The 25447-nt window shown below is 53.7% G+C and carries 30 protein-coding genes, 1 tRNA gene and 1 pseudogene; 6 read left to right on the top strand and 26 right to left on the bottom strand.

Annotation, left to right across the window (positions count from 1 at the left end; genetic code table 11):
• Positions 1 to 129 precede the first annotated feature (129 nt).
• The 3 genes from ALIPUT_RS13170 to ALIPUT_RS13160 all read right to left on the bottom strand — a co-directional run bounded on the left by ALIPUT_RS13170 (position 130) and on the right by ALIPUT_RS13160 (position 940).
• A complete protein-coding gene (locus ALIPUT_RS13170) occupies positions 130 to 372 on the bottom strand; it encodes a toprim domain-containing protein (protein WP_231290545.1) in 243 nt (80 codons plus the stop codon).
• Positions 366 to 668, bottom strand: a complete 303-nt coding sequence (locus ALIPUT_RS13165; protein WP_004329754.1) for a hypothetical protein — start codon at positions 666 to 668, stop codon at positions 366 to 368. The genes ALIPUT_RS13170 and ALIPUT_RS13165 overlap by 7 nt, the downstream gene beginning before the upstream one ends.
• 119 nt (positions 669 to 787) lie before the next feature.
• On the bottom strand, positions 788 to 940 hold the full coding sequence (locus ALIPUT_RS13160) for a CHC2 zinc finger domain-containing protein (protein ID WP_004329752.1): 153 nt from the start codon (positions 938 to 940) through the stop codon (positions 788 to 790).
• Positions 941 to 1191: 251 nt separating this feature from the next.
• Between ALIPUT_RS13160 and ALIPUT_RS09810 the strand changes: the two are divergent.
• Positions 1192 to 2354: pseudogene (locus tag ALIPUT_RS09810) on the top strand (IS4 family transposase).
• A 16-nt stretch (positions 2355 to 2370) separates the two neighbouring features.
• The gene (locus ALIPUT_RS09805; RefSeq protein ID WP_004329749.1) at positions 2371 to 2847 is read left to right on the top strand and encodes a PLP-dependent aminotransferase family protein; all 477 of its coding nucleotides are present in this window, start codon (positions 2371 to 2373) and stop codon (positions 2845 to 2847) included.
• Between the two features lie 84 nt (positions 2848 to 2931).
• Here the strand turns inward: ALIPUT_RS09805 and ALIPUT_RS09800 are convergent, their stop codons facing one another.
• Positions 2932 to 3291, bottom strand: coding sequence for a winged helix-turn-helix transcriptional regulator (locus ALIPUT_RS09800; protein ID WP_004329748.1), 360 nt, complete (start codon positions 3289 to 3291; stop codon positions 2932 to 2934).
• Between the two features lie 157 nt (positions 3292 to 3448).
• Here ALIPUT_RS09800 and ALIPUT_RS09795 point away from each other — a divergent pair, with 157 nt between their 5' ends.
• The 3 genes from ALIPUT_RS09795 (at position 3449) to ALIPUT_RS09785 (ending at position 6248) form a co-directional block, all read left to right on the top strand.
• Entirely contained in the window at positions 3449 to 3976 is a 528-nt protein-coding gene (locus tag ALIPUT_RS09795) for a DJ-1/PfpI family protein (protein ID WP_004329747.1), read from the top strand.
• 276 nt (positions 3977 to 4252) lie between these two features.
• The gene (locus ALIPUT_RS09790; RefSeq protein ID WP_004329746.1) at positions 4253 to 5119 is read left to right on the top strand and encodes a Cbp1 family collagen-binding glycoprotein adhesin; all 867 of its coding nucleotides are present in this window, start codon (positions 4253 to 4255) and stop codon (positions 5117 to 5119) included.
• Between the two features lie 223 nt (positions 5120 to 5342).
• Complete coding sequence (locus tag ALIPUT_RS09785) at positions 5343 to 6248, top strand: glycosyltransferase family 2 protein (protein ID WP_004329745.1); 906 nt, start codon at positions 5343 to 5345, stop codon at positions 6246 to 6248.
• A 41-nt stretch (positions 6249 to 6289) separates the two neighbouring features.
• Here ALIPUT_RS09785 and ALIPUT_RS09780 read toward each other — a convergent pair whose 3' ends face one another.
• The 21 genes from ALIPUT_RS09780 to ALIPUT_RS09675 form a co-directional block, all read right to left on the bottom strand.
• Positions 6290 to 7291, bottom strand: a complete 1002-nt coding sequence (locus ALIPUT_RS09780) for an adenosine kinase (RefSeq protein ID WP_004329744.1) — start codon at positions 7289 to 7291, stop codon at positions 6290 to 6292.
• 26 nt (positions 7292 to 7317) lie between these two features.
• Positions 7318 to 8298 (bottom strand): 6-phosphofructokinase, encoded by a 981-nt coding sequence (gene pfkA, locus ALIPUT_RS09775; protein WP_004329743.1) that lies wholly within the window; start codon positions 8296 to 8298, stop codon positions 7318 to 7320.
• Positions 8299 to 8728: 430 nt separating this feature from the next.
• Entirely contained in the window at positions 8729 to 9976 is a 1248-nt protein-coding gene (locus ALIPUT_RS09765) for a PspC domain-containing protein (protein WP_004329740.1), read from the bottom strand.
• A gap of 10 nt (positions 9977 to 9986) precedes the next feature.
• Positions 9987 to 10793, bottom strand: a complete 807-nt coding sequence (locus ALIPUT_RS09760; RefSeq protein WP_004329739.1) for a head GIN domain-containing protein — start codon at positions 10791 to 10793, stop codon at positions 9987 to 9989.
• A gap of 29 nt (positions 10794 to 10822) precedes the next feature.
• Positions 10823 to 11164: a PadR family transcriptional regulator gene (locus ALIPUT_RS09755; RefSeq protein ID WP_004329738.1), complete on the bottom strand. Its 342-nt coding sequence runs from the start codon at positions 11162 to 11164 to the stop codon at positions 10823 to 10825.
• Positions 11165 to 11281: 117 nt separating this feature from the next.
• Positions 11282 to 11506: a PspC domain-containing protein gene (locus ALIPUT_RS09750; RefSeq protein ID WP_004329737.1), complete on the bottom strand. Its 225-nt coding sequence runs from the start codon at positions 11504 to 11506 to the stop codon at positions 11282 to 11284.
• 193 nt (positions 11507 to 11699) lie between these two features.
• Positions 11700 to 12236 (bottom strand): PspC domain-containing protein, encoded by a 537-nt coding sequence (locus ALIPUT_RS09745; protein ID WP_004329736.1) that lies wholly within the window; start codon positions 12234 to 12236, stop codon positions 11700 to 11702.
• A gap of 224 nt (positions 12237 to 12460) precedes the next feature.
• Positions 12461 to 12856, bottom strand: a complete 396-nt coding sequence (locus ALIPUT_RS09740) for a hypothetical protein (RefSeq protein ID WP_004329734.1) — start codon at positions 12854 to 12856, stop codon at positions 12461 to 12463.
• Positions 12857 to 12967: 111 nt separating this feature from the next.
• Positions 12968 to 13040 (bottom strand) — tRNA-Met (locus ALIPUT_RS09735).
• A 132-nt stretch (positions 13041 to 13172) separates the two neighbouring features.
• The gene (locus tag ALIPUT_RS09730) at positions 13173 to 13649 is read right to left on the bottom strand and encodes a hypothetical protein (RefSeq protein ID WP_040293791.1); all 477 of its coding nucleotides are present in this window, start codon (positions 13647 to 13649) and stop codon (positions 13173 to 13175) included.
• 217 nt (positions 13650 to 13866) lie between these two features.
• Positions 13867 to 15687 (bottom strand): (Fe-S)-binding protein, encoded by a 1821-nt coding sequence (locus tag ALIPUT_RS09725; protein WP_004329732.1) that lies wholly within the window; start codon positions 15685 to 15687, stop codon positions 13867 to 13869.
• Between the two features lie 2 nt (positions 15688 to 15689).
• On the bottom strand, positions 15690 to 16025 hold the full coding sequence (locus ALIPUT_RS09720; protein WP_004329731.1) for a 4Fe-4S dicluster domain-containing protein: 336 nt from the start codon (positions 16023 to 16025) through the stop codon (positions 15690 to 15692).
• A gap of 2 nt (positions 16026 to 16027) precedes the next feature.
• Complete coding sequence (locus ALIPUT_RS09715; protein WP_004329730.1) at positions 16028 to 17038, bottom strand: FAD-dependent oxidoreductase; 1011 nt, start codon at positions 17036 to 17038, stop codon at positions 16028 to 16030.
• Positions 17035 to 18123: a heterodisulfide reductase-related iron-sulfur binding cluster gene (locus ALIPUT_RS09710; protein WP_004329729.1), complete on the bottom strand. Its 1089-nt coding sequence runs from the start codon at positions 18121 to 18123 to the stop codon at positions 17035 to 17037. The genes ALIPUT_RS09715 and ALIPUT_RS09710 overlap by 4 nt, the downstream gene beginning before the upstream one ends.
• Before the next feature lie 3 nt (positions 18124 to 18126).
• Positions 18127 to 18822: a 4Fe-4S dicluster domain-containing protein gene (locus tag ALIPUT_RS09705; protein WP_004329728.1), complete on the bottom strand. Its 696-nt coding sequence runs from the start codon at positions 18820 to 18822 to the stop codon at positions 18127 to 18129.
• Positions 18823 to 18889: 67 nt separating this feature from the next.
• A complete protein-coding gene (locus ALIPUT_RS09700) occupies positions 18890 to 19372 on the bottom strand; it encodes a dihydrofolate reductase (protein WP_004329727.1) in 483 nt (160 codons plus the stop codon).
• A 2-nt stretch (positions 19373 to 19374) separates the two neighbouring features.
• Positions 19375 to 19872: a copper resistance protein NlpE N-terminal domain-containing protein gene (locus ALIPUT_RS12160; RefSeq protein ID WP_004329726.1), complete on the bottom strand. Its 498-nt coding sequence runs from the start codon at positions 19870 to 19872 to the stop codon at positions 19375 to 19377.
• Between the two features lie 2 nt (positions 19873 to 19874).
• Entirely contained in the window at positions 19875 to 20774 is a 900-nt protein-coding gene (gene thyA, locus ALIPUT_RS09690; protein WP_004329725.1) for a thymidylate synthase, read from the bottom strand.
• A 7-nt stretch (positions 20775 to 20781) separates the two neighbouring features.
• Entirely contained in the window at positions 20782 to 21513 is a 732-nt protein-coding gene (locus ALIPUT_RS09685) for a UDP-2,3-diacylglucosamine diphosphatase (RefSeq protein ID WP_004329724.1), read from the bottom strand.
• A 3-nt stretch (positions 21514 to 21516) separates the two neighbouring features.
• Entirely contained in the window at positions 21517 to 22659 is a 1143-nt protein-coding gene (locus tag ALIPUT_RS09680) for a peroxiredoxin family protein (protein WP_050751522.1), read from the bottom strand.
• Positions 22660 to 22693: 34 nt separating this feature from the next.
• Positions 22694 to 23389: a DUF4290 domain-containing protein gene (locus ALIPUT_RS09675; RefSeq protein WP_040293788.1), complete on the bottom strand. Its 696-nt coding sequence runs from the start codon at positions 23387 to 23389 to the stop codon at positions 22694 to 22696.
• A 193-nt stretch (positions 23390 to 23582) separates the two neighbouring features.
• Between ALIPUT_RS09675 and ALIPUT_RS09670 the strand changes: the two genes are divergently transcribed.
• Positions 23583 to 24710 carry a sigma-54-dependent transcriptional regulator gene (locus tag ALIPUT_RS09670; protein ID WP_004329718.1) on the top strand — a complete coding sequence of 376 codons (1128 nt, stop codon included), beginning with the start codon at positions 23583 to 23585 and terminating at the stop codon, positions 24708 to 24710.
• A gap of 5 nt (positions 24711 to 24715) precedes the next feature.
• Here ALIPUT_RS09670 and ALIPUT_RS09665 read toward each other — a convergent pair whose 3' ends face one another.
• Positions 24716 to 25366: an HAD family hydrolase gene (locus ALIPUT_RS09665; RefSeq protein ID WP_022460302.1), complete on the bottom strand. Its 651-nt coding sequence runs from the start codon at positions 25364 to 25366 to the stop codon at positions 24716 to 24718.
• Between the last annotated feature and the right edge of the window lie 81 nt (positions 25367 to 25447).

The following is a 25447-nucleotide window of genomic DNA, read 5'->3' as shown; positions in this document are numbered from 1 at the left end:
GCCCTGAATCCCTCGGAAGTGCCCACAACTACCGAAGCGCAGCCGGTAGTTATAGTTCGCTATATCAAGGCAAGCCTTGAAGTTTCCTTGCCACTCCCTCCGCTCGTCCGACGCCCCCCCGGTATCGGGCTATCGCACCTTATGCCCGTGTGGTTGCTGTTTGCGCTGCACTTGTTGGTGCTGCTTCTCTTGCAGGTATTCGTTCAGGTATTTGTGGTCGCGGTAAAAAACGGACTGGTCGATCACTTCGGACGAGGGTAAGGATTCTCCCAGTCGGGCCAACGCTTTCTGCCCTGCGTCGTCGTTGTCGAGGAGGGCATGGACGACCCTGTGGCGCGAGAAGAACGAAACAGCCTTGTGCAGATTCACCACCGAGTTGAGCACGATGCTGTCAATCGACGGTAACGGGTTCCTTTCAGCGAGAGATAGGACAGAAAGTCGATAAATCCCTCGAACGCCATTGCCATATCGCTGCCGTTGTCAAGTGTCGTAATATGTTTGGGCGAGGAGCCGCCTTTGAACCGTGCGGAGCGGAGCTCCCACCCTCCGGCGTCGTTGCGGAAACCGACGGCGAAATACTCTTTGCCGCCGATCGTGTAACGCACCTCGCGGCAATAAGTCCGGGCGATGGCAGGGTCTATGCCTCGCCCCGTGAGATAGCTGACCAATGCCGGATGGATCTGTTCGCGGTCGGAGAGGATAGCAAGGCGGAGCGCTTCCGGTCAGCCTGTCTTTTGCGATTGGTCGGAAAGGGATACAAGCGTTCGTGTTCGCCTACTACGAGCTTTTAGACGGCCTCGCCCTCGGCACAACCCTCCATACGGGGCACAAGGTCGATGATTGAGCCGCCCTCGCCCGTTCCGAAGTCGTGCCAGAGGTTCTTGTCGTAACTGACACTGAAGCTGGGAGTACGTTCCTCACGCAGCAGCGAGAGGTACATGCCCCGGTTGCCGCGTTCTCACCGGGGTTTGATTCCCCGTACCGCGAGGTAAGCCCGAATACTAATGCGTCGTCTTATTTCTTCGTAATTCATGGTGTCGGATTTTTTTGTGGTTGTTTTATTATTTTGCCTCATTAGTATCCACTAAAAAATCGCTATAGTTTTTTTGAAATGATTGATATTTAATTTGTTACAAGAGATTTTCTTGCAAACGGACTTGAATTTACTTTTGCAGTCTACATCAGACTGTTATGTTTAAAGACAAATACGTTTTTGCTCAATTAGTTCAATTTCTTGACCGCAACAAGTTCAATCGTTTATCTGCTAAGTATCAGGGAGACAGATACGTAAAGTCATTCACCTGCTGGAATCAGTTACTTGTAATGATGTTCGGACAACTCTCAAAAAGCGAAAGCTTACGCGACCTTATCATTGCTCTTGAAGTTCATTGGAGCAAATTATACCACTTGGGTATGGGCAAGTCCGTTACCCGAAGCAATCTTGCTAAAGCGAATGAGGGTCGTGACTATCGGATTTTTGAAGAATACGCCTATCATTTGGTGGCGGCGGCACGTTCCAAGAGTACCGAGAAGATGTTCGGATTTACCGGTCATGTATATGCCTTTGACTCCACAACGATAGATTTATGTCTTGAAGTATTCCAATGGGCAAAGTTTCGTAAGCATAAGGGCGGAATCAAAGTACATACGCTGTATGATATTGAATCCCAAGTCCCAGCTTTCTTTCATATCACGGTGGCGGCAACCAGTGATATAAAGGTAATGCCTGAGATACCATACGAAAAGGGGCGTATTACATCTTCGACCGTGGGTACAACGACTTCGCCAATCTCTACAAGATAGAGCAGATAGAAGCAACGTTTGTAATACGTGCGAAGAAGAACTTGAAGTTCAAACAAATCTCATGGAAACGGAGGCTTCCAAAGAATGTTTTATCCGACTCTACCATTGAGTTTGTCGTCTATAAGAGTAGTAAAGATTACCCAGCTACACTCAGAAGAGTGGTTTATCTTGATGAGGAACAAGGTCGTGAATTCATGTTCTTGACAAACAACTTTGAACTTCCTGCATCGGTCATTGCAGAACTTTACCACAATCGTTGGAATATTGAACTCTTTTTTAAATGGTTGAAGCAACATCTAAAAATCAAGAAGTTCTGGGGTACGAGTGAAAATGCTGTCAGAATACAAATCTACTGTGCCGTAATTACTTACTGTCTAATTATATGTGTAAAGCACAATATGAAATTGGAACGGTCGGTTTATGAAATCCTCCAAATTGTAGGAATCTCACTTACTGACAAGACTAATCTCAAAGAACTCTTTGACAAATCAAATATCAACAACGTCAATGAACGATGTGATTCAAGTAAACCAAGTTTATTTAATTTTTAAGCGTCCATAATTTTTAGTGAACACTAGTGACATCCGCTACCTGGTGAACACGCTCGATCCGAAAGGCATTCCCGTCGTGACTCCGGCCGGCGTCCTGGGCGGACACCTGGACGCCATGAAATTCTGCGAGCATATCCCGCAGGAGGAGTACCCCGCCGGAGCACTGGCCGCAGCCCTCTACCTCTGCTCGGGCGTACGCGGTATGGAGCGCGGTACGGTATCGAGCGTCCGCGACGAGAACGGCAAAGAGATCCTGGCCGACGTCGAGCTGGTACGCCTCGCCTGCCCGCGCCGCGTATTCACGCTTTCCCAGATCAAATACGTCATCGACCGTCTGGAGTGGCTCTACGAGAACCGTCACCTGATCGGCGGTCTGCGCTTCACCTACGAGCCGCCCGTGCTCCGTTTCTTCATGGGCGGTCTGGAACCGACCACCGACTGGCCGGCACGCCTGATGGAGAAATTCCGCAAGGATTTCGGAGACAGCTTGTAGGAAAAGCCTCCCCTACCGATAAACAAGTGTTTGCAGCACGGCATCCGAGCCCGCTGCAAACACTTGTTTTATACCTCCGGCAAATCACTTCGCCCGCACCGCCTGCGCACGCCGTTCCAAAATGGCCGGCGTGTTCTTCAACGCCCACTCCACCAGACTGTTCAGATACGGCATCAGATCGCCCCCGGAATCGGTCAAACGATACTCGACACGGGGCGGCACTTCGGGATAGACCTCTCTGTGGACCAGCCCGTCCGCTTCGAGCGAACGCAGGGTGACGGTCAGCATCCGCTGCGAAATATCCCCGAGCGAACGTTGAATGTCGTTGAAACGCATCGTCCCGTTCGAATACAACGTCGTCAGCACCAGCAGCGACCACTTGTCACCGAGGCGGCTCAAGATATCCCGAATCGGGCAAATTCCCTCGTGTAAAAAAGTTTTCATTATTTTGCGGTTTTATCTCGTTGTCGTTCAACATCGGTTACCTTTTTGTAACTCGCTTACCAAAAAATCACCTCTTGCAGAACCCGATTACTTATTTTATGTTTGCACTACAAAAGTAACTAACATATCATTAATAACTATAAAAAACTCAAAAATTATGGCAAAGAAAGTAGCTGTATTGGTCGTAAACCCCGTCAACGGATCGGGCTTGTTTCAGTATTTGGAAACCTTCTTCGAGAACGGCATTCCCTTCAGGACATTCGCGGTAGCGGATACCACGAATGTAAAAACCAACTCGGGGCTTCGCCTCCAGACGGACGATATAATCGCCTCACTCAAAGGCCATGAACACGAATACGACGCCCTCGTATTCGCCTGCGGCGACGCCATGCCCAAATTCGCGGAAAACGCAGACAAACCCTACAACGTGGATATGTTGAGCGTCATCAAAAATTTTGCGGACCAGGGAAAAACGATCGCAGGGCATTGCGCCGCAGCACTGCTCTTCGACAACCTCGGCATCGCACAGGGCAGACGGGTGGCCCTGCATCCGTTCCTCAAACCGGTCGTCAAAAGCTGTATCGGAACGGACGAAAAAGCCGTCATCGACGGCAACTTCTACACGGCACAGAACGAGAATACGATTTCCTGCCTGCTGCCCGAACTGTTGAAAGTCCTGAAATAATCCCCGAATCGTAAACATCGAACGAAGTCCCGGCTTTTCATAGGCCGGGGCTTTGCAATTTATCCGAAACTTCCGCCTCCGCTTATCGGAAATCCGACTGCACCGCGATACACAGTCCGAAAACTGCCCGTTTCCACACAACTTCCACACATTTGGGGCACGATTCCACAGTCATCGGCCACACGAATATCGCAACAACAAATTATCAATCAACATTTTGAATACAATGGCACACGATTGGATATTTCTAATTGCAAAAACCAAATTCCAATACCAATGAAGACATTCAGACTTATTCTGGCTCTCGCAGCCGTAGCGCTGACCGCAGTGTCATGCGTCGAAAAATCGGGAAAATACCAGACCCTGCTCGCCCAACGGGACTCGCTGCTCACCGTCGAGCAAAAGTACGATCAAACGCTGGAAATCCTCAATGAGATCGAAACCGGATTTCAGTCGATCCGCGAAGTCGAAGACCGCGTGATGACTCAAATAAGCGACATCGAAAACAAGCCGCTGGACAAAAAACAACAGATGGTATCGCAGATCAACCAAATCAAGGGTATCCTGCTCCAAAACAAGGAGCGAATCGCCGAACTCGAAGCACAATTCGCACAAAGCGGCCGCAAGAACGCTTCGCTGGCCGGGACGATCAAACGTCTGCAGGAAGAAATGACCCGGAAAGTCGCACAGATCGAATCGCTTCAGACCGAGCTGTCCCAAAAAAACATTGAGATCGAGGAGCTCGCCGGTACGGTCGAGGAGCTCAACAAGGACATCGCCGGATTGAACGAAGTCACTGCCAGCCAAAAAACTACGATCGAGGAACAGGATAGCCAGCTCAATGTCGTCTGGTTCTGCATCGCCGATATGAAGCAGCTCAAGGAGGCTCGCATCGTCGAAGGCAACGGACTCTTCAAAACCAAGAGCATCATGGATGGCGACTTCGACAAATCGGCATTCACATCGGCCGACCTGCGGAATCTGACCCGAATCGAAACGGGCAGCAAAAAGCCCAAACTGCTCACCTCGCACCCCAAAGAGAGCTACACGCTCACACCGGGCGAAGACAAACTGGTAACGCTCGAAATCACCGATCCCGCAAAATTCTGGAGCATATCGAAATACCTGGTCATTCGGAAATAAACCGATTCCGCCGGACCGAATACCCCTGCCCGAACTGCAGGGGTATTTTTCATCCGGGAAAGTATATCGGACCATAACCGTCGGCCCAAATAAGAAAACTCGGCAAAGCTCGAATAAATGTTCGATTGCCCTCACCTTTCACTATCTTTGTAGAAGATAGGATACGCCTCGGAAAATTGGGAACAAGTTCCCGTTTTCTCTCGGCTTTCACTATCTTTGCCCTATGATCCGATTATCGCTCATCATCGCCACTTACAACCGTTCCGCAGCGCTCGTCGAAGCGCTCCGGTCGGTCGTGCGGCAGGATTTTCCGGCCGCAGAGTGGGAGTGCATCGTCGTGAACAACAATTCGCAGGACGACACGCTCGCCCGGTTCGAAGCGTTCGCAACAGAACATCCCGCAATCAACCTGCGGATCGTGACCGAAACCCGGCAGGGGCTCTCCCATGCCCGCAACCGGGGTATCGACGAAAGCCGGGGCGAATACATCGCCATCATCGACGACGACGAACGCATCAACGAACAGTTCATCTCTTCGTACGTCGCCCTCTTCGACGCCTACCCCGACGCCGCATCGGCCGGAGGCCCTATCATACCCGAATATCCTGCGGGACGCCCGGTCTGGATGTCGAGTTATACCGAACGTCCGATAGCCAATCCGATCGACCTGGGGCGAAAGATCCGCCCGTTTCCGAAAGGACGTATTCCCGGCGGCGGCAACATGGCCCTGCGGCGTTCGACGGTCCAACGATACGGCGCCTTCGACCCTTCGCTGGGGCGGACCGGCGAGCAACTGATCGGAGGCGAAGAGAGCGATCTTTTTCAGCGGTTGGCAGATGCCGGAGAGCGTTGCTACTACGTTCCGACGGCAATCATGTGGCATATCATTCCGCCGCGAAAGACCTCCCGGGAATACTTCGAATCGCTATGCTGCCAGGTCGGACGCACCCAGCGTCTGCGAGCCGGAATGAGGGGGCAAACCGTACGTCTGTTATCGGGCGAGGCTGTCAAGTGGGGCGCAACGCTTCTGTTGGCTCTCGGCTTCCTGTTGCGGTTCTCCGTCCCCAAAGCCCGCTATCTGCTCCTGATGCGGAGGCAGATCACACGGGGAATATTGAAAAAAGGGTGACTGTAAAAGTCACCCTTCTCTTTTTACGACACTTGTTCCCTTTAGAACAGGTATTTCTCCGACCGGACCTTCTCGACCAGCTGGAAAGCGTGCTGCCACGCCTCCTCGCTGAAAGTCGTTCCGACCACTTCGATCACCTTCCCGGCGACGATGGCACCGATCGTACCGCACTGACGCAGCGTCAGCCCCTCGCATAACCCGGAGAGGAATCCGGCAGCATACAGATCGCCCGCACCCGTCGTATCGACCCGCTTGGCTGCGGCCATGATCCCCACGTGGACCACTTCGCTGCCCCGCTTGATCAAAGCCCCCTTGATACCGACCTTCACGACGGCCAGCTCGCACAGCTCCGAAAGCATCTGCAAGGCATTGAGCGGCTCGCCCTCGCCGGTGAAGGCTTTCGCTTCGTCCTCGTTGGCAAAAACGATATCGACGTAATCCTGAATGAGCGAGCGCAGAAATTCCAGGTTGGCCTCCACGACATTGAAACTCGCCAGGTCGATCGCTACCTTCAGACCGCAGGCTTTAGCCGTACGGACCGCACCGGCAATCAACTCGTGATCCTGCACCAGATAACCTTCGATATAGAGACAGTCGTAACCTTCGAAAATAGCAGGCGTAACCTCTGCCGCACTCAACTCCAGCGCAGCTCCCAGGAATGTCACCATCGTCCGTTCCCCGTCGGGAGAAATGAGCGACACGCACCGTCCCGAGCGCTCCTTTCCCCGGAAAATAAAGGGTTCTATACCCAGGTTCTCAAGAGCCTGAATGAAGAAATCTCCCGTCTTGTCGGTTCCCACCTTGCCGATAAAGCCCACGTCGCAACCCAAACGGGCCATCGCCCGGATCGTATTGCCGGCCGATCCTCCGAGCGAGAGCGAGTAAGGCAGACCGGCGACCGATTTCGAAATCTCGGTCTGCAAGGCGGCATCCACCAGGCTCATCGAACCTTTCGGCAAATTGAACGTATCGAGTACTTTGTCGGTCTTCAGATTGACCAACATGTCTGTCAGAGCGTTTCCTATTCCTATTACGCGTTTCATGAAGTCAGTATTGTTCGAAAATAATGTCAGATAGAGAGGATGCGCACCAGATCCACCGCTCCGCGATCGATAGTCCGGTCGTGGCTGACAGCACGCGAGAAGGGAACATAGACGATCTGGCCGTTGCTCATACCGATCATCACATTGCGCTGCCCCTCCATAAGCGCCTCGATGGAGGCTTCGCCCATACGCGAAGCCATGATACGGTCGATTGCCGACGGCGACCCGCCCCGCTGGATATGTCCCAGAATAGTCACCCGGGCATCGTACTGCGGAAACTCCTGCTTCACGCGTTCGGCAAGCCCCATGGCACCGCCCGTAGCGGGATTCTCGGCCACCAGCACGATCGCCGAATTTTTACTTTTGCGGAATCCCTGGTTGATGAGCTCGCCCAGTTGATCGACCTCCGTGTCCATCTCGGGAATGATCGCGGCTTCGGCTCCCGAAGCGATCGCCCCGTTCAACGCCAGATAGCCGGCCGTATGTCCCATAACCTCGACGAAGAAGAGGCGTTCATGGCTGGAAGCCGTATCGCGCAGTTTGTCCACCGCCTCGACGATCGTATTGAGCGCCGTATCGTAGCCGATCGTAGCGTCCGTACCGCCCAAGTCGTTATCGATCGTACCCGGCAGGCCGACGATCGGCACATCGAACTCCTGAGCGAAAATACAGGCGCCCTTCAACGAACCGTCCCCGCCGATCACCACCAACGCATCGATACCGCTGCGCTTCATATTCTCATAAGCCCGGCGGCGCCCTTCAGGGGTCATAAACTCCTGGCTGCGGGCCGTCTTCAGCATCGTGCCGCCCTGCTGGATGATATTGCTCACGGAATCCGATTGCAGGTCGATGATTTCGTCATCGACCAATCCCTTATAACCGCGCATGATACCTTTTACGGAATACCCGTTATAGATCGCCGTACGCGTCACGGCACGGATCGCGGCATTCATCCCGGGAGCATCGCCCCCCGAAGTCAGCACTCCGATACACTTAATTGCAGCCATACTTTTTCTTTTTACTGAAAAAACGTTCAAATATACGAATAAGTCGAGAACAAAAGCGAATTTTATTCGGTTTTGTCGAGCGGGAGTATATTCGGGGTAAGCCAAATATACGAATAAGTCGAGTGCCGAGCAAAATTTATTTTAGCTCGGCCGAGCGCGAGTATATTGGACGAAGTCAAATATACGAAAAACAACCGTCCTCCGCAACTTTACTCCGAGGGAAACGACCGTCGCACGCGGCAGTCCCGCTCCGCCGGAGCCGGGAAATTCCGAACGTCCGCACCTTCCGCCACACAACTTCCGTGCAATATGCCTTGCGGCGTGCTCCTTCGGTCCGCCACAAAAACCGGAGCCGGACTTTTCCCTCAGGAAAAAGATCCGGCTCCGACCTGAAAAAACTTTTTATTTCGATCAACGCTTTTATTCAAAATCAATCAAAATCATCGCATTCGGCCGCAGGTTCCGTCGCGGTAATCTTCACGCCTTTCGAACCGACACGGATATCGACTTTCTCACCGTCCTCCTTATCCTCCACCGCGATCTTCACCCGGCCTTCCCCGGCACTCAAATCAACCATGCCTTCGGGTGTATCCACTCTTAACAAAGAGTTATCGGCAGATCCGGGGTCCGGCAAAGCCGGTAATTCCATATCCGGATCGTAGCTTTCCGTCCTTATCTCATACCATTCATATCCCCGCTCACGCTCCCGGACCGCAGAAACACCCAGGCCGATAATAATCAATATCCAGATTAGGAAAGTCGTCAGGACGGCCCGGCGGCTCGGTTTGCGGGAAGCAATCAGGCACATCAACACATAAATCAGCAACAGCACCGGCACCAACGCGGTCATAATCCCCAGCGACACCGTCCAGATGCCCGCATCGATAGACACAACCTCCGGACCGGCCATCCCGACAGCAAACAGACCGATAATCAATGCGCATGCACCCAGAATCAACCCGAATACCAGCAAGCCGGCCAGGAGTTTCAATACAATCAGGACGACCTGCCCCAAGGCATAAACGGCCTTGGCAACGACCGGTTTGGCATCGGCATCGACATCGTGATTCGCCGCCGAAGCCTCCTCGATGGATTGTACGGTAATCCGCTGTCCGTTTTGTTCGAGCTTCTGACGCGCAGTACGGGCTGCCGGTACAGCGAACCACATAATCAGGTAGCAAATAAAGAACACGCCGAGCAAGTTGCTCATCAGCGGCACAAGCCACCAGAAAAACGGAATCCATCCCAACAACAGCAACAGAATGAGCGGCAGGAACATCAGCAGACGGATCCACGTGGGACTGGTCCCGAAATACTTGGCCACACCCGAACAGACACCGCCCAGGCGCGCCTGGTCCATATCCCGGTACAGGCGACGCGGAATCCGGCCTTCGCCGCGCGGGGCTTCACGGCCCTCCTGTTCCCGAATGGCTTCGGCAGACCCCATTTGAGCGATAATCTCCTCGACCAACGATAGCTCCACCACTTTAGAATTATCCTGGTGCGAGAGAATCAGCTCGGCGATACGGGCCTCGATATCCTCGACGATCTCCTTTCCGCCGTCGGTATTTCTATACGTATCGTTCAAGCTCTCCAGGTAACGCGAAAGCACCTGAAAGGCATCGGCCTCCATCGTGAAGGCAATCCCCGAAATACTGCATTTCTTAACCTCTTTCATCGCGATCGGTCTATTTGAGTTCGTTATTCGCTGCACCGCGAGTAGAACCGCCGCTCGTATCGGCAGAATTCACACTGCACGGTCCAGCATAGGAAACGCTTCCGGCGCTCGACGTTCGGGATTGCAAAGCCTGCTCGCAATAGACCCGAATATCGGCAGCGCTCGACGCCTCCGCCTCGCAGAAGTGTGCGACCAGCTTCCGGGCATCGATCGACGCAGCGGAAGAGGCTTCGAACACCGCTTTCTGCACCGCCCCCTGCAACAGAATCGACGATGCACTCGAAGCATCCGCTTCCAGACGGTCCGCATCGATCTGCGCCACGACTTTAGCGCTGCTCGAAGCGTCGATTTCACACGTTTCGACCTGTGCATCCACACGGATCCTGGCTGCGCTCGACGCTTCGATCTCCAGCATTCTGCCGGTAAAGAGTGTCTTGGCCACGATCTTCGCAGCGGAGGAAGCCTCCAATTTGCGGATATTTCCGTTGTAAGGTACGCGCACCAGGATCTGCTCCGAAGGCACTGCATGAATGCGAGGAGCGACCGTAATCTTCAACTCGCCACCATCGATCCCGACCCGCACGTACTCGATCAGGTTATCATCCGCACAGATTTCGATATCGCCGGGCTCGTCGGTAAGCAGGACCTTCACTCCGCGCGAAGCATCGATGGTATGAAAGTTTCCGACCGCCACGGTGCGGGTTATCAGATTTCCGCTTCCCTTGATCCGGGTTTGACCGAAGATACTGCCTCCGCACGCTGTCGTACCGAACAGAACGGCCATCATTGCCAACAGGGCCATCATCAATTTTTTCATCGTTTTCAGTTTTTTAATTAATCAATCGGTTATGCCGGGTCGTTTTCCCGGTGGCGAATCATTTGAATTTGTCCTACCAGTTCCTCCCACGCTTCATCCAGCGAAGCCAGGTACTCCCGCCCCTTGTCCGTAAGGGAATAGTACTTGCGGGGCGGTCCCTGCGGGGACTCTTCCCACCGGTAAGTGAGCAGGCCCGCATTCTTCTGCCGCGTCAGGATCGGATACAGCGTCCCTTCGACCACGATCATCTCCGCCTCCTTGAGTTCGGCGATGATCTTCGGAGCATAAGAATCCCCCTGCGAGAGGATCGCCAGGATGCAGTAATCCAGAATACCCTTGCGCATCTGCGCCTTTACGTTATCCTCAACCATATCATCGTTGTTTATACATTGAATTTCTTATTTCATGTTTCAGCTCCGGGTCCGGTCCGCATATCGGAAATACGCAACCCTTTCCCCGGGCAGTTTCCGGGCTGTCCCGGATTCGGCCTACCGGGAATTCCCTTCGAGCCGTTTGGGACCTTTGGGTACGACGATCCACAACAGGATATAAACCCAAATCGACAAACCGCCGACCAGTACCAGGAGCAGCGTCGCCAGCCGCACCTTTCCCGACGGGAGTCCCAAATAATCGGCTACTCCGGCGCACACACCGGCAATGACTACATCGTCCGACGAACGGTACAATCTCGCATGATTTCTTTCTGCTTTCATAGATTTCCATTTTTAGAAGCTGTTTGAATTTTATTCGAGATTATTCGAAAGCCGTTTTCGAGTAGATTCTTTTTGGGTAGTTGCCGTAAATTGCGGGCTATTTTCAAAACCAGCTAAAAAAGAAGATACCGAAAAGAGGCTCAAAGAAGCCGAAACACTTTCTCACAGCGAATGTTCAACTCATCTATAAAATTCAAAACAGATTCTTAGATTTCGAAGAGATACAATTCAAAGGTTCCGACGGAATCACGATCCACAGGATGATGTAAACCCACAGCGACAGACCGCCGAAAAGAATCAGGAACAGCGTGATAAGGCGCAGGATCGTCGAGTCGATCCCGAAGAACTCAGCGATTCCGCCGCACACGCCTGCGATCGAACGATTCGTCCGCGAACGGTACAAGTGCCGGGAACTGACGCACGAGGCACTCTCCGCATCCACGGACGCCTCGTCTCGCTTCTCCCCGGTCGGCAGCTCGCCGAATTCCGAAGGATCGCCCATTTGCGCCATCGCCCCCTGCACCATCTGAAGGGTAACGACCATCATCGGCGATGAAATCCTGGACCGGAAAATCTCTGCCAGTCGGGCTTCCACATCGTTGAGAATTTCCGGATCACCGGCCGGCAACCGCCGACGGATCGCATCCAGGTACTCCTTCAACCGACGGTAAGCATCCTTGTCGAAAGTAAATGCCTGGGAAGCCAAATTTACGCTAATAGTCTCTTTCATGGTCAATATCTATCATTAATAAATGAGTTGTATATTCTTTACAGTTCTATCACACTACAAATATAATGTAAAAGTAATTACCATGCAATACATAGTACTATTTTTTCAACAAAAAATTTCGTTTACCAATAATTTCACCTCTATAAATATAAAAAAAGCGCCAGAGGTAAACCGGACGCTTTAACATAAGATAGAAAGACTAAATATATAATATTTCCACGAAACTAATAAATGCCTCTTTCCTTTAATATCATCCCCCAACCACTTCCATCCTTATATTTAAATAATATAATTTGGGTAAGAGCATTCCCTTTACCAACTTCTATTGTACCATCAGAAAACACATAAAGATAAGACTTAGAAAATCGCTTCCTATAAATCTTTTTACCCGTATTATTATCCACAACAACTACTTTGACTCCATTGGTAAAATAATCACCAAGTTCTGCTGCCTTAAATTTAACAATCACATCTAAATAATTGTTCTGTTCTATTGCCGCCAATGAAACATTTCGATATAAAGTAATTCCCCCTATTGGCTTAACACTCTCGCCTTCACTTTGCGCAAAAGTGGAAACGGTTGAAAAAATAAACAAGAATACAACGAATACTTTTTTCATGATATCAAAAAACAATTAGATAAAGAACAAAACACAATCATTAGACCTCATTTCCATTAAAAATCATCAATATAAAAAAAGTGGACAATTCGAGAGAATTGTCCACTTTAGTAGCGGGAGGAGGACTCGAACCTCCGACCTTCGGGTTATGAGCCCGACGAGCTGCCAACTGCTCCATCCCGCGATATATCGTTTATTCGATGCGAATATTCCGCTTTTGTGACTGCAAAGATAAAACAAAAAAATGGTTCTGCCAAATATTTCGACAATAAACCCAAAAACAAATACCGATTAAGCAGGCCTTCAAGCCGATGAATCACTCCTCGCGCTTGCAGCCGGCACCAATCAATTCCGCCTGAAAGCTCGCATACTCCTCCGGAGTTACGAATTTGTCGGCACTGATCGTCAGCTGTCCGACCGGAGTATCGATCCGAATCCGAACATCATCGCTCGTAACGATCTTCAGGTTCTTTATCTCGACATTCAACCGTCGGGTCTCTCGACCACGGACCACGGAGAGGTGCAATACTCCCTCCTCGATCTCGATCGCTCCATTCTGAATAGACCACCGATCCTGATCGCGCATCTTCCGAAACACAGGATAGACCAGTACCGCAACAGACAACAAAAGAAAATAGCCGAATATCAGTTTCCAATGGAGCGAGGTAAATGGCAATTGCTCCGCAAAAAAGATTTTCAACAGCAAAAAGAACAGAAGCATTGCGACTCCCATTCCCAAAAGAAGCCGACGAAAACGCGTCTGTCTCGTATCGTCATAACCGTATTTACTCATGGCTCGATTTTTTAAATGCCGGATAAAAGCCATCCGACTCCATTCCCTACGACTCGAATATACGAAAAATTAGCGAATATACTTCCCCGACCCCAGAAAAATTCCGCAATACGGCTCTACAACGATGTTCTGCCACAACAGCGCCTTCTCATAGAAACCCTACTTCATACGCCTCCTCACCGCTCCATCCGGACATACCATCGGGAGCAGACGAACGTCAGACGCCCTTGTCGGGCACAGCCGCCACTGTCTTCGACACTAAAGCAGCCGCCACGACCTCGGCTAGATCCAGCACCTCCCGGCCGTCAGCTCCGCGTGCGATAGCTTTTTTACAAAGTGGACAAGCCGTTACGATCGTCCCCGCTCCCGTAGCGCTCAACTCCTTCGCCACGGAACGCGCCAAGCGAAGCTGCTGCGCGTCCGAAATCGCCGTATTGGCCACCGAAGAGCCGCAGCAGAGGGCGTGTTCCCGCGTCTGGGCCGGTTCGAGCAGCACGCCCACCGCTTCGATCACCTCGCGCGGCTGGTCGTAAATACGGCTCCCGCGTCCCAGTTCGCAGGGGTCGTGGTAAGTGAATGTCTGCGCCCCTCGGCGAAGCTGTAGGCGGCCGTCCCGGATCAATCGCAGCATATACTCGGAATGGTGCAGCACTTCGATTCCTTCGAGATGATACTCCTCCCGGAATACCTTCAGGCAGATCGGGCACGAAGTGACGAGCGTCGTAATCCGGTGCTTGCGGAAAAGCGCAATGTTGTAATCCATCATCTTGCGGGCCGAATCGGTTTCACCGGAGAGCTTCAGAGGCCGGCCGCAGCAAACGCCGCCCTCCTTGTCCGCCCACCAGACCTCTTCGCCCGAAGCCTTGAAAATCCGCTCCATCGCCAACAGGATACGGGGCGTCAGCAGGGTCATACACCCGGCGAAATAACCCACGCGGCCCTCGCCGGCCGAACGGTCCACCCCCTGAAAATACTCGTAGCGCTTCTCATCGGGCGTATTGCGCATCGTGTCGCGGGAATTCAGACGCAGCGTATTGAGTTCGATCCCCACCGGACAGCGCTGTTCGCAGCGGCCGCACATCAGGCAGTTGTTCGCCACCGACTGACGCAGGTGGTTATACCGCCGGTCACGCAGGAAATAGACCGACTGCACGTCGTCGATCCCCAATTCGCTCTGCAACTGACAAGGGTCGATGCAGATGCCGCACCGCGAGCAGGCATCGGTCTGAAAACGGTCGAACGATCCCTCCTTCTCGGTCGAATGCAGCTTGTAGCGGCGCAGAAAAATCAGGGGAATTTCGGTGAAGATATGCATATAACGCGAGAAGGGCAGCACTATGAAAAATAGCCCCAGACAGATCGAATAGGCCCACCACAACGGCTCGTACAGCGTCTGCAGGACGATCGGATTGACATGATGCGCCATCCACTCGCCGATCGTACCCGTGAGAAATCCCCCGCCGCCGTGCAGAGCGCAGGTGATGCTTTCGGCCAGCAGGCGGGCCGGGAAGATCAGCCACAGCACCGACAGGGCGATTCGGTCGCCCAGTACGTGCCTGGTCGTGCGGTGCATGCCCATCGCCTGCGAATAGATACGCTTGCCGAAAGCCAGCGTCACGCCCGAAAGTACGAACAGCAGCAGCAGATCCATCAGGAAATCGAAGACCGGCTTGTGCGGCAGTTCCGTGGCGAAATATTTGAAAAAGACATGCCCATGCAGCGGAACGTACCGGAACCCCAGGTAGGCGACCGTTTCGATCCATCCGACGACGATCAGCAGGAACCATCCGAAGGCCAGGCTCATGTGCATATAGCCCAGCAAGGGATTGACCTTGAAGATGCGGCGGTGCAGCAGCGATTCGCGCACCACTTCCCAGACCGCCAATGGCGTCTGCCGCGAAGGAATGCCCTTGACGATCCGCATGCGGTCGGCAGCCGAAAGACCGAAGATCCAGGAGCCGTATTTGACGATCAGAACGACGAACATCGTCACGACGCCCACGATGAACGGAATAGAGAATGTCGCGTAAAAATTCATCGTCAGAAATCCCCCAGTTTACGTTTGATGAGCATCACCACGGCCCGCGTATTGATTCCACGAGGACACACCAGGCGGCATTTGCCGCACAACATGCATTTGTTCATCTGTTCATAGACGCCCTGATATTCGCCCCGGCGCACGAGCGTATGGAGTTTGCGGAAATTGAAATCCGTAAGGTTGCCGGCCGTACAGGTCGCCGTACAGCCGCCGCAGCCGATGCAGGTCTGCAATTCGGGCATCTCGCGCAGGATCTCGTCGCTCTTGCGCAGGTTGTTGCTGTCGATGTCGATCACGCGCGGCTTGTTGATCGCATATCCCCAGTTGATCGCTGCCATGACTATACCCTCCCCAGATAAGCCGTCAGGGCTTCCACTGCCGCATCGGCCTCGTTCAATGTTTCTCCGATATTCTTCGGCGCGGTGACCGTACCGGCGTAAAAGATCCCGTCCACACCGCTGCGGGCGCTGTTCAAGAAGAGGTCCTGCGGTTCCATGAAGCCGCTGGGCGCCTGCCTCAACCCGGCCGAAGCCGCGAAATCGGCGTTCGAATCGTTCGCCCGCATCCCGACGAGCAGCACCAGCATATCGACGCTCATCCGCAAAGGACGCCCCGTCAGGGTATCTTCGGCCTTGATCTGCAACCGGCCGTCGTAGGTCGGGCTCGCTTCCGAAATACGTCCGCGCACGAAATGAATATTATAATTCTGTTGAGCCTCGCGGTACATCTCTTCGTAACCTGGCCCAAACATACGAATATCCATATAGAAATTAAAGACGTCGGCATCCGGAAACAGCCGCTTGAGTTCCATGGCCTGTTTGACACCCGTGATGCAGCAAACACGCGAACAATGCGCCTGGCACACCTTCTCGTCGCGCGATCCCACGCAGTGCAGCAGGGCGATCCGACGCGGACGGCGACCGCTGGAGGTAGTCACATTCCCTTCGTTGAGCATCCGCTCGATGTCGGCCGAAGTGAAAACATTGTCATAAACCCCGTAGCCGTATTCCTCCTTGAGCCGGGCATCGAAAAGCGTGAAGCCGGAGCAAACGACCACCGAGCCGCACTCCAGGGTGCGGCCGTCGGCCAACGTCACGCTGCCGGGGGTGATCGACACCGCTTCGGCGGAAGTCATCACTTCGACATCGCGTGCCGCCAGTCGGCGACGCAACTCGGAAAGCACCTCGGACGCAGGCGTCAGCGACGGGAACAGATGATACCATCCCCGGAGCTTGCCGCCCAGATCGGGCTCTTTCTCGACGATCGTCGGACGGATGCCGCGATCCGCAAGCCGCAGTGCGGTCTGAATACCGGCGACACCGCCGCCTACGATGATAACCTCTCTTTTCATTGTGCCTTGATATTATAGATCATATCCTGAACGCCGCAATTGACGGCCGAAGGTGCCGGTTTCCCGATGAATTTTCCGTGGCGCCCCAGGTATTTGGCCGCAGGATCGTAGTCGATGCCCATTTTTTCGAGCAGCGGCTCCACATCCACCTGGTGCATCTGCATACCCAGTTCCCAGGGATCGTAACCCAGCACCAGACCGGCCATCTCCTCGTACGTCAGTACCGGAATACCTCGTCCGTCCTGACCGTAGGTGACGCCCTCCATCTCGGCGATCGTATATTGCCATTTGTCGAGGAACATGGCGCATCCCGGACAGTTGGCCACGATGAAATCGGGCTTGTAGGGAGCCATGCTCTCGAGTTTCTTGTGCGAATTGGCCACCGAATAGCCCCGGTTGGCCTGCACCAGGTAGTTGCGGAATCCGAAACCGCAGCAATGGCGCCGCTCGGGATAATCGACGCACTGGCCGCCCCACGCATCGATCATACCGGCGAGCACATAAGGAAATTCCGAACCGCCGATACCCGCCTTGGGGAAAATCTTGGCGTAGTGGCAGCCGATATGTTCGACCACCCGCAGCGGCTCTCCGGTGGCAGCATTGACCAGCCGGTATTTCGCCTTGCGGGCGATCTCCTCGCGCAAGTGGAAAACGATGTCCGAAGTGTGGGCCAGGCTTTTCGGCTTGCGGAACTCGCGGCCGGTAGCCTTATAAAGGTATTCGCGCGTCTGTTCCTCCTTCTCGGGAAACTCCTCCCAGGTAGCCAGTATCTCGGTATAGATGCCGAACGAAGTGATGCACGAAGAGATGAAATTCTCATACCCCGCATCGGTCATCAGCGCGAACTGCCGGGCCACGACCGTCATGATCGTATCCAGCGGCACGATGTCCGAATGGTAGCCGATGCCCGTACACGAGGTGTGCAGCGGATCGTCGAAGACATCGCGTCCCAGATCCTTTTGCAACATGTTCAAAAACGCCTTCTCGCTGCCCGGAAAAAAGTTCTGACGGATGCAGCTGCGCACATAGTAATATTTATCGTCGGCGATCTCCTTCTGGTAATCGCTCCAGCTCGACCGTTTCATACGCTAATAATGTTCGTTGGAATTTTTGGTGTAGGTATCCATCATGTACTCGTCGTCCGCACCGTCGTATCCCATCTCGCGGGCCTTGCGGTCGGAATGCTTTTCGATCGTGTCGAAAAACTCCTTGCCGCCCGTGACGTCGAATATCCGGTGAAGTTCCTCCATGGACCGGTCGTCCAGCTTGCGCAGCGCCCCGGCACCGGGACGGTTGTAAGCGGCAGAAAACTGTCCGTAAATCTCCTCATCGTTCTCGTAGATCCACTCCCAAACCGTACCCTGCTCGGGATGCAGCTCGGGCTTCACCAGTTTCGGGGTCACACAGTAACCCGTACGGAGGATATTCTCCCCGATCGTGCGCTTGAGGGCCAGTTGCTGCCGCCCCTTCTCGCTCTCGACGAAGAAACCGAGCTTTTGGGAAAGCGTCCGCAGCGCCTGGATGACATAAGCGGGAGTATTGCCTCGGGGACAGCGGGGCCGGCACGACATACACTCGCCGCAATACCAGATCACATCGCTGCGCATGAGCTCCTCGATCGCATCGTCGTCCTGCGTCTGCACGATATTGACGATCTGACGGGGATCGTAATTGTAAAACTCCGCCGCCGGGCAGACACCCGTACACACGCCGCAATTCATGCACGAATGAAGGCCCTCCCTCATCCGCACATCTTCCATCAGCATATCGAAATACTTACCCATACAAAAAAGATAACTTCGCAGCAGCAAAGTTATCCATTCCCCAGGTACCGTACAGTAGTAGAAATACCTATTTTCGCCGTCTGTAATGTTCGAACGCAAAGGGGTAAGGAAACTCCTTCCCCGAAGCAAACGACTCGCTGTCAATAATTTCCCATTCCCGTTCATCCCACCTCGGAAAACAGGTATCGCCCTGGTAGGCATGGAACACCCGCGTCAGGTAGAACTCGTCGCACAGAGGCAGCGCCTGAGCATAGATCTGCGCCCCCCCGATGACGAAGACCTTCTCTTCCGGGCGGAAAAGCGCCAGCGCCTCGTCGAGCGAATGCACCACGTCGCACCCTTCGATCGAAATATTCTGCCGCGTGACGACCACGTTGCGCCGACCCGGCAGCGGACGTCCCAACGACTCATAGGTTTTGCGGCCCATCACCACCGGATGTCCCGTAGTGACGGCCTTGAAATGCTTCAAATCTTCGGAAATATGCCACAAAAGGCGATTATCACCGCCGATCACTCCGTTTTCGGCCACTGCGACGATAATGGCAATCATGTCTAATCAATCGTTTTTTCTTTTAATATCAGTTCGAAGCCGGATACGGATGGCAGGATCCGCTGTTTCGCATCCAGCAAGGTCAGCGTATCACCCCCTTCTTTCAACAGGTTGATCGTTTCGTCCCCCTCTTCGGTCACGAGCTGCCAGACGGTCGCATCCGCATTTTCAGGAATCCCCCGTAACGTATATCTGCGGCCTCGCCTCACGGACACCTCTCTCCGGCAGGCATCGACTTCCGAATAAAACCGCTCGAGTGTGAACGTACCGTCGCCGCTGTGTTCCCGGCTTTCGATCGTAAGCTTAACACATGTTATTCCGTCGCCGGAAGCCGCCGGAAGAGTTCCTTCATATACCAGCACCTGCCGGCCGCCCAATCCCTCCGGGTCCATCGAAGTTCGAGGAACTTCCGTTTCGACCTTACCGCCTCTGTCCGCATGCGAACACGATGCCGAAAAAAACAGCGCTGCGACCGACAGCATATACAGAATTACCCGCATAGCTAAAACGACATCGGAGCCTTGATCGCCGGCCAGGGATCGTAATTCTCCAACGTGAAATCCTCGTAACGGAAATCGAAGACCGACCGCACCGCCGGATTCAGCCGCAGGGTCGGCAACGGCCGGGGCGTGCGGGACAGCTGCTCGGCAACCTGATCGGCATGGTTCAGATAAAGGTGCGCATCACCCAGCGTATGGACGAAATCGCCCGGACGCAATCCGCACTCCTGCGCGATCATCATCGTCAGCAGCGCGTACGAAGCGATGTTGAACGGTACGCCCAGAAACGTATCCGCGCTCCGCTGGTAAAGCTGACACGAAAGGCGCCCTCCGGCCACGTAAAACTGAAACAGCACATGGCAGGGCGGCAGCGCCATATCGTCCACCTCGGCCACGTTCCACGCCGACACCAGCATCCGCCGCGAATCGGGGCTGTGTTTGATCTGGTCGATCACCTGCCGGATCTGGTCGATGCACCCTCCGTCGGGACGGGGCCAACTGCGCCATTGATACCCGTACACATGGTTCAAATCGCCCGGACGGTAACCGTCGATCGACGAAGGCTCTTCCCGCCGCACGGCATCGAGAAAGGCCTCCCGCTCCAGCGGCAAAACCCCGTGACGGACACAAAGTTCGTTGTAATAGCGGTAAGCGTCGTTGTCCCAGATATGGACCCCGTGATCCAACAGGTATTTTATATTGGTATCGCCCTGCAAAAACCAGAGCAGTTCGTAAATCACCCCTTTCAGGAAAACTTTCTTGGTGGTAAGCAGCGGAAACCCAGCCTCCAGGTCGAAACGCATCTGGTAGCCGAAGATGCTGCGCGTACCGGTTCCGGTACGGTCGCTCTTCACAATGCCGTCCTTTCGGATCTTACGGAGCAAATCGAGATACTGTTGCATGGTCGAATCAATATTTTTTCAACGAGGCGTTGCCCTCGGAGTCGATGACCGCATAGACCGGATCGGAGTGCCACTCCCCAAGGCACAGCACCCGCAAATTTCCTTCGGAATAGTCGCGCGGCTGGTGCATATGGCCGAAGATGAAATAATCGGGGCGTTCGGCACCGGCATATTCGCGGGCATATTCGATGAGCGGGTCGGTAATATGGTCGCCCATCTCGCTTACCAGATGGCTTTTGCGGGACTTGCCGCTCCACCACTGCCCGAAACGCATCGCCCAGTCGGGATGCACGAGCCATGAAAAAAGGAAACGGATCGTTTTGGAACGGAACACGGCATTCATAAAGCGCAGCACAGGAAGATGATCGATCTTCATATTGTCGCCGTGCGCCAGGAAAACCCGTTTGCCGGCAAGCTCCATGATCCTGGGCGAAGTATAGACCTCCACTCCGCACTCCGCTTCGAAATAGTCACGAACCCACATGTCGTGATTACCCGTCATGAAAACCACCCGAATCCCCCGGTCGGTCAATTCGCACAACTTTCCCAATACGCGCACAAACCCTTTGGGAACGACCCGTTTGTATTCGAACCAGAAATCGAAAAGGTCGCCCAGAATAAAGACCGCATCGGCATCGCGGGAAACTTCGTCGAGCCACGCCACGAAACGTTTCTCGACCGCACGGGCCGCAGCCGGCCCTCCCGCGCCCAAATGAATGTCCGATGCGAAGTAATACATAGCCTATTCGAATTGCGCTTCGAGCGCCCGTTGCAACCCCGTACCGTAAAGATCGCGGGCCACTACGATACCCTCACGATCGATCAAAAAGTTAGCAGGCAGTTTCTGCACGTTGTAAAGCCCCAGTGCGGGAGAATTTCGTCCCCGGAAATCGCAAACCGAAATCCAGGGAAGCTGCTGCTCCTGCACGGCGTTGATCCAGATATCTTTCGAAACATCCACACCGATCTGGTAAATTTCGAATCCCCGGTCGGCATATTCGGCATAAACCTCCTTCAATTCGGCGTTGATGGCGTTGCTGTTTCCCAATTCGGCCGACCAGAAATCCACCAGCACGACCTTTCCCTGCAACGAACTCAAACGCACTTTACGGCCGAACATATCGGGCAACTCGACATCGGGAAAATTCGTTTCGGCGATATTCGACATCAGATTTTGCCGCGCATCCATGCGGGCGATCTCACTGGCCAGCAACGGCAGGTAGGAAGACTCCGGATAACGCTCCTCGATGGCTTCCGCCACCATGCGGTAGTAAATCACATCTCCGTCGAGGTTGAAAAGGTAAGTTTCGCCCGGAAGCCGCTGGTACAAGGCATATACCCCGGCCAGGGAAGACTTATGCTCGACGATGAACTTGATCTGTTCGTGTTTGATCCGGCGGTATTCGGCCCAATATTCAGACTCGATCCGTCGAATCTCCTCGTCGGTCATCCTGTAAGTTTCCGGCGAAGAACTCAACGCATCGAGCCGCTGCATCCCGGCCACAAACGGCTGATAAAATCGGCGCAGCAACTCCGACTCCTCAGACCCTTCGACCGTATAGTTGTGCACCACACGTCCGACCGAGCTGACCGTCAAGCGATCTCCGCCCTGCAGGAACAGGGGAATCTTATCGCCGTTGCAGACCAGGTTGTAAAGCGCCGGAGTACGGTCCACATCGCACAATTCCAATTTGTAATTCCCGGTTTCATCCAGTTGCGCCGAATCGATGAGCGTCTGCGCCAACGGAGTAACCTGCTCGAGATAGATCATCCGGCAATCCGAACCGACTATACGACCCGAAATCTTAACCGTAGAAGAGTGACAGGAAACCGCCAGGAGCGCCCCTGCCAGAAAAACGATCGAAATAAAAAATCTGCTGCGCATGTTGCGAGAAAATGGTTTATCAAAAAACGGAACCCTATTTCGAGGTATTGTGCCGTGCGCCCCCGTTCTTGCCGTTGAAATTGCGCGACTGATGCTGATTCCGATTCTTCTGTTGCCGTTGCTGCGCTCCCTTCTGACCTTTCTGACCTTTTTGCGGATGCGCCATAAAGGGCTGTTTATAATCGCTTCGGATATTATTGAGAGCCACTTCGTCGATTTGGATCGCATTTCCGGACATTTTTTTTATGTCTTTTATGATAACCTCGTTATTCGGATGTTCCTGATTGTACTCGTAGCTCTTGGTGCGCATGTAACGCGCCAGGTTATCGACGGTCCGCGAGACTACCTGGGGATTCTTCTCATCGGCCAGACGCCGGATCATCCGTTCGACATATTTGCCGTAATGCTTGTACTCGATATGTCCCGACGAATAGGGCATACGCCGGGGCACCGTGGTAAGTTCCTGGCGCGAAGGCTGCGGATAGGGGGAGTCCACATCCAGTTGAAAGTCGGACATGATGAACAGGTGATCCCACAGCTTGTGAGTGAAGTCGGCCGTATCCCGCAACAGGGGATTCAGGTTTCCCATAACGGCGATGACCGCACGGGCCTGCCGGTTGCGCTCGCGGCGGTCTTCGATCTGCATCAGCGAATCGACCATTTCGTGAATATGGCGGCCGTATTCGGGCAAAAAAAGCTTCCGTCTTTTATAATTATAATTTTTTTGCATAATTTTTGCGGGAGTTCGGTGGCATTGTTATTGCGAACCGTTCCAATAACATTCTGAAAAGATTTCGCGGATATAAATTTCAAAGCGATCGTAAATTCACCTTTGAAATCAACTTTATCTACAAAGTTGGATTCCTGCGAATAATATATTAACTTCGTCACAAAAGTACGTAAAAAAATCACAAAAGCAAGGTATGGCAAAAGTTTTAATCCTGGATCAATCGAAAAGCATACGCAACACGCTGCGAGAACGGCTGGAGTTTGAAGGAATAGCGGCGGAAAGCGCTGAAAATGAAGCGGCGGCATCCGTATTATGCGAACGTATCCCTTTCGATCTGATCATTTCGGATCATGAAACGAGGCTTCCCGAGAGCGACGTACCTTTCATCGTACTTTCCTCTGAAGCGACGGTCGATTCGGCTATCAAGGCACTCCGGAACGGAGCGCAGGACTACCTCACCAAACCGATCGACATGAACCGCCTGATGCAGTCGATCCGGCAAACACTCGAACAGGCAGCCGAAGCGCCGCGCACGGCGGCAAAAGCCAAAGCGAAACGCAGCTCGGCAGGTCACACGGAAGAGATCATAGGCACTTCCGAGCAAATGCAACACGTCCGGCGTCTGATCGACAAGGTCGCACCGTGCGACGCCCGCGTTCTGATCACGGGCGAGAACGGCACGGGCAAGGAACTCGTCGCCCGCTGGCTCCACGCCAAAAGCAACCGGGCCGGAGCGCCGTTCGTTGAGGTCAACTGCGCGGCCATTCCCTCCGAACTGATCGAAAGCGAACTGTTCGGCCACGAGCGGGGAGCCTTCACCTCGGCCATCAAACAGCGCAAGGGCAAATTCGAACAGGCGAGCGGCGGAACGCTCTTCATGGACGAGATCGGCGACATGTCGCTGGCGGCGCAGGCAAAGGTGCTGCGGGCCCTGCAAGAGCGCAAGATCAGCCGCGTAGGCAGCGACAAAGACGTCGATGTCGATGTGCGGATCATCGCGGCGACGAACAAGAACCTGCGAGAAGAGATTAAAAAAGGAAATTTCCGCGAAGACCTTTTCCATCGTATCGGCGTTATCCTGATCAAAGTACCGCCCCTGCGCGAACACTCGGAGGATATTCCCCTGCTGGTCGATCACTTCATCGATATGATCTGCGAAGAATACGACATGCCGCGAAAACCGATGGATAAAAAAGCGGTCGAAATGCTCCGGCAAATGCCGTGGACGGGCAACATCCGCGAACTGCGCAACGTCATCGAGCGGCTCGTGGTCCTGAGCGGCACCAAAATCACACCGAACGACGTAGAACTCTACTGTTAAACATTTCAGAGCAACTCGAGAATCTCACCGGGGCGGTCCACTACGTGGTCTGCCCCGTGTTCATACAACTCCGCCCGGTCGCGGAAGCCCCAAGTCACACCGACCGACCGGACACCGGCTGCCCGGGCCGTATCCATATCGACGCCCGAATCCCCGGCGTACAGCACCGCTCCGGATTCCGCATCCGTATCGGCGAGAATCTCCCGCACCACCTGCGGATCGGGTTTGAGCGGGACTCCGGGGCGCTGACCGAAAACCGCATCGAAACGGATCGACGGGAAATAGATCCGCACCAACTTCTCGGTACCGATTTGAAATTTGTTGGAAGCGACAGCCAGCCGGACTCCACGCTGCACCAACTCCCGGAGCAATTCCGGAATACCCTCGTAGGGACGTGTAAAACGGTCGATATGTTCGGTATAGTAAGCCACGAAATCCGCACGCACCGCCGCCACCGTTTCCGGCGTGCGCAGCTCCTCGGGCAGCGCCCGTTCGACCAGCCGCATAACGCCGTTGCCGACAAAACCGCAATACTCCTCATAGGTATGCAGGGGCAATCCCCGCGCAGCCAGCACATGATCGCAGCAAGCCGCCAGATCGCCGATCGTATCGAGCAACGTCCCGTCCAGGTCGAAAATCATCAATTTCGTATCCATATCAAGTCCTTGAATTGCAAATAAATAGTCCGAAAACGGGCAGGAGCCGTGTTCCTGCCCCGTAAAAACGGCCCCTATCGG

The sequence above is a fragment of the Alistipes putredinis DSM 17216 genome, from assembly GCF_000154465.1.
In the GTDB taxonomy this organism is placed as follows: Bacteria; Bacteroidota; Bacteroidia; order Bacteroidales; family Rikenellaceae; genus Alistipes; species Alistipes putredinis.
The sequence above is the reverse complement of the archived record's forward strand: the minus strand, read 5'-3'. Positions and strand labels throughout refer to the sequence as shown.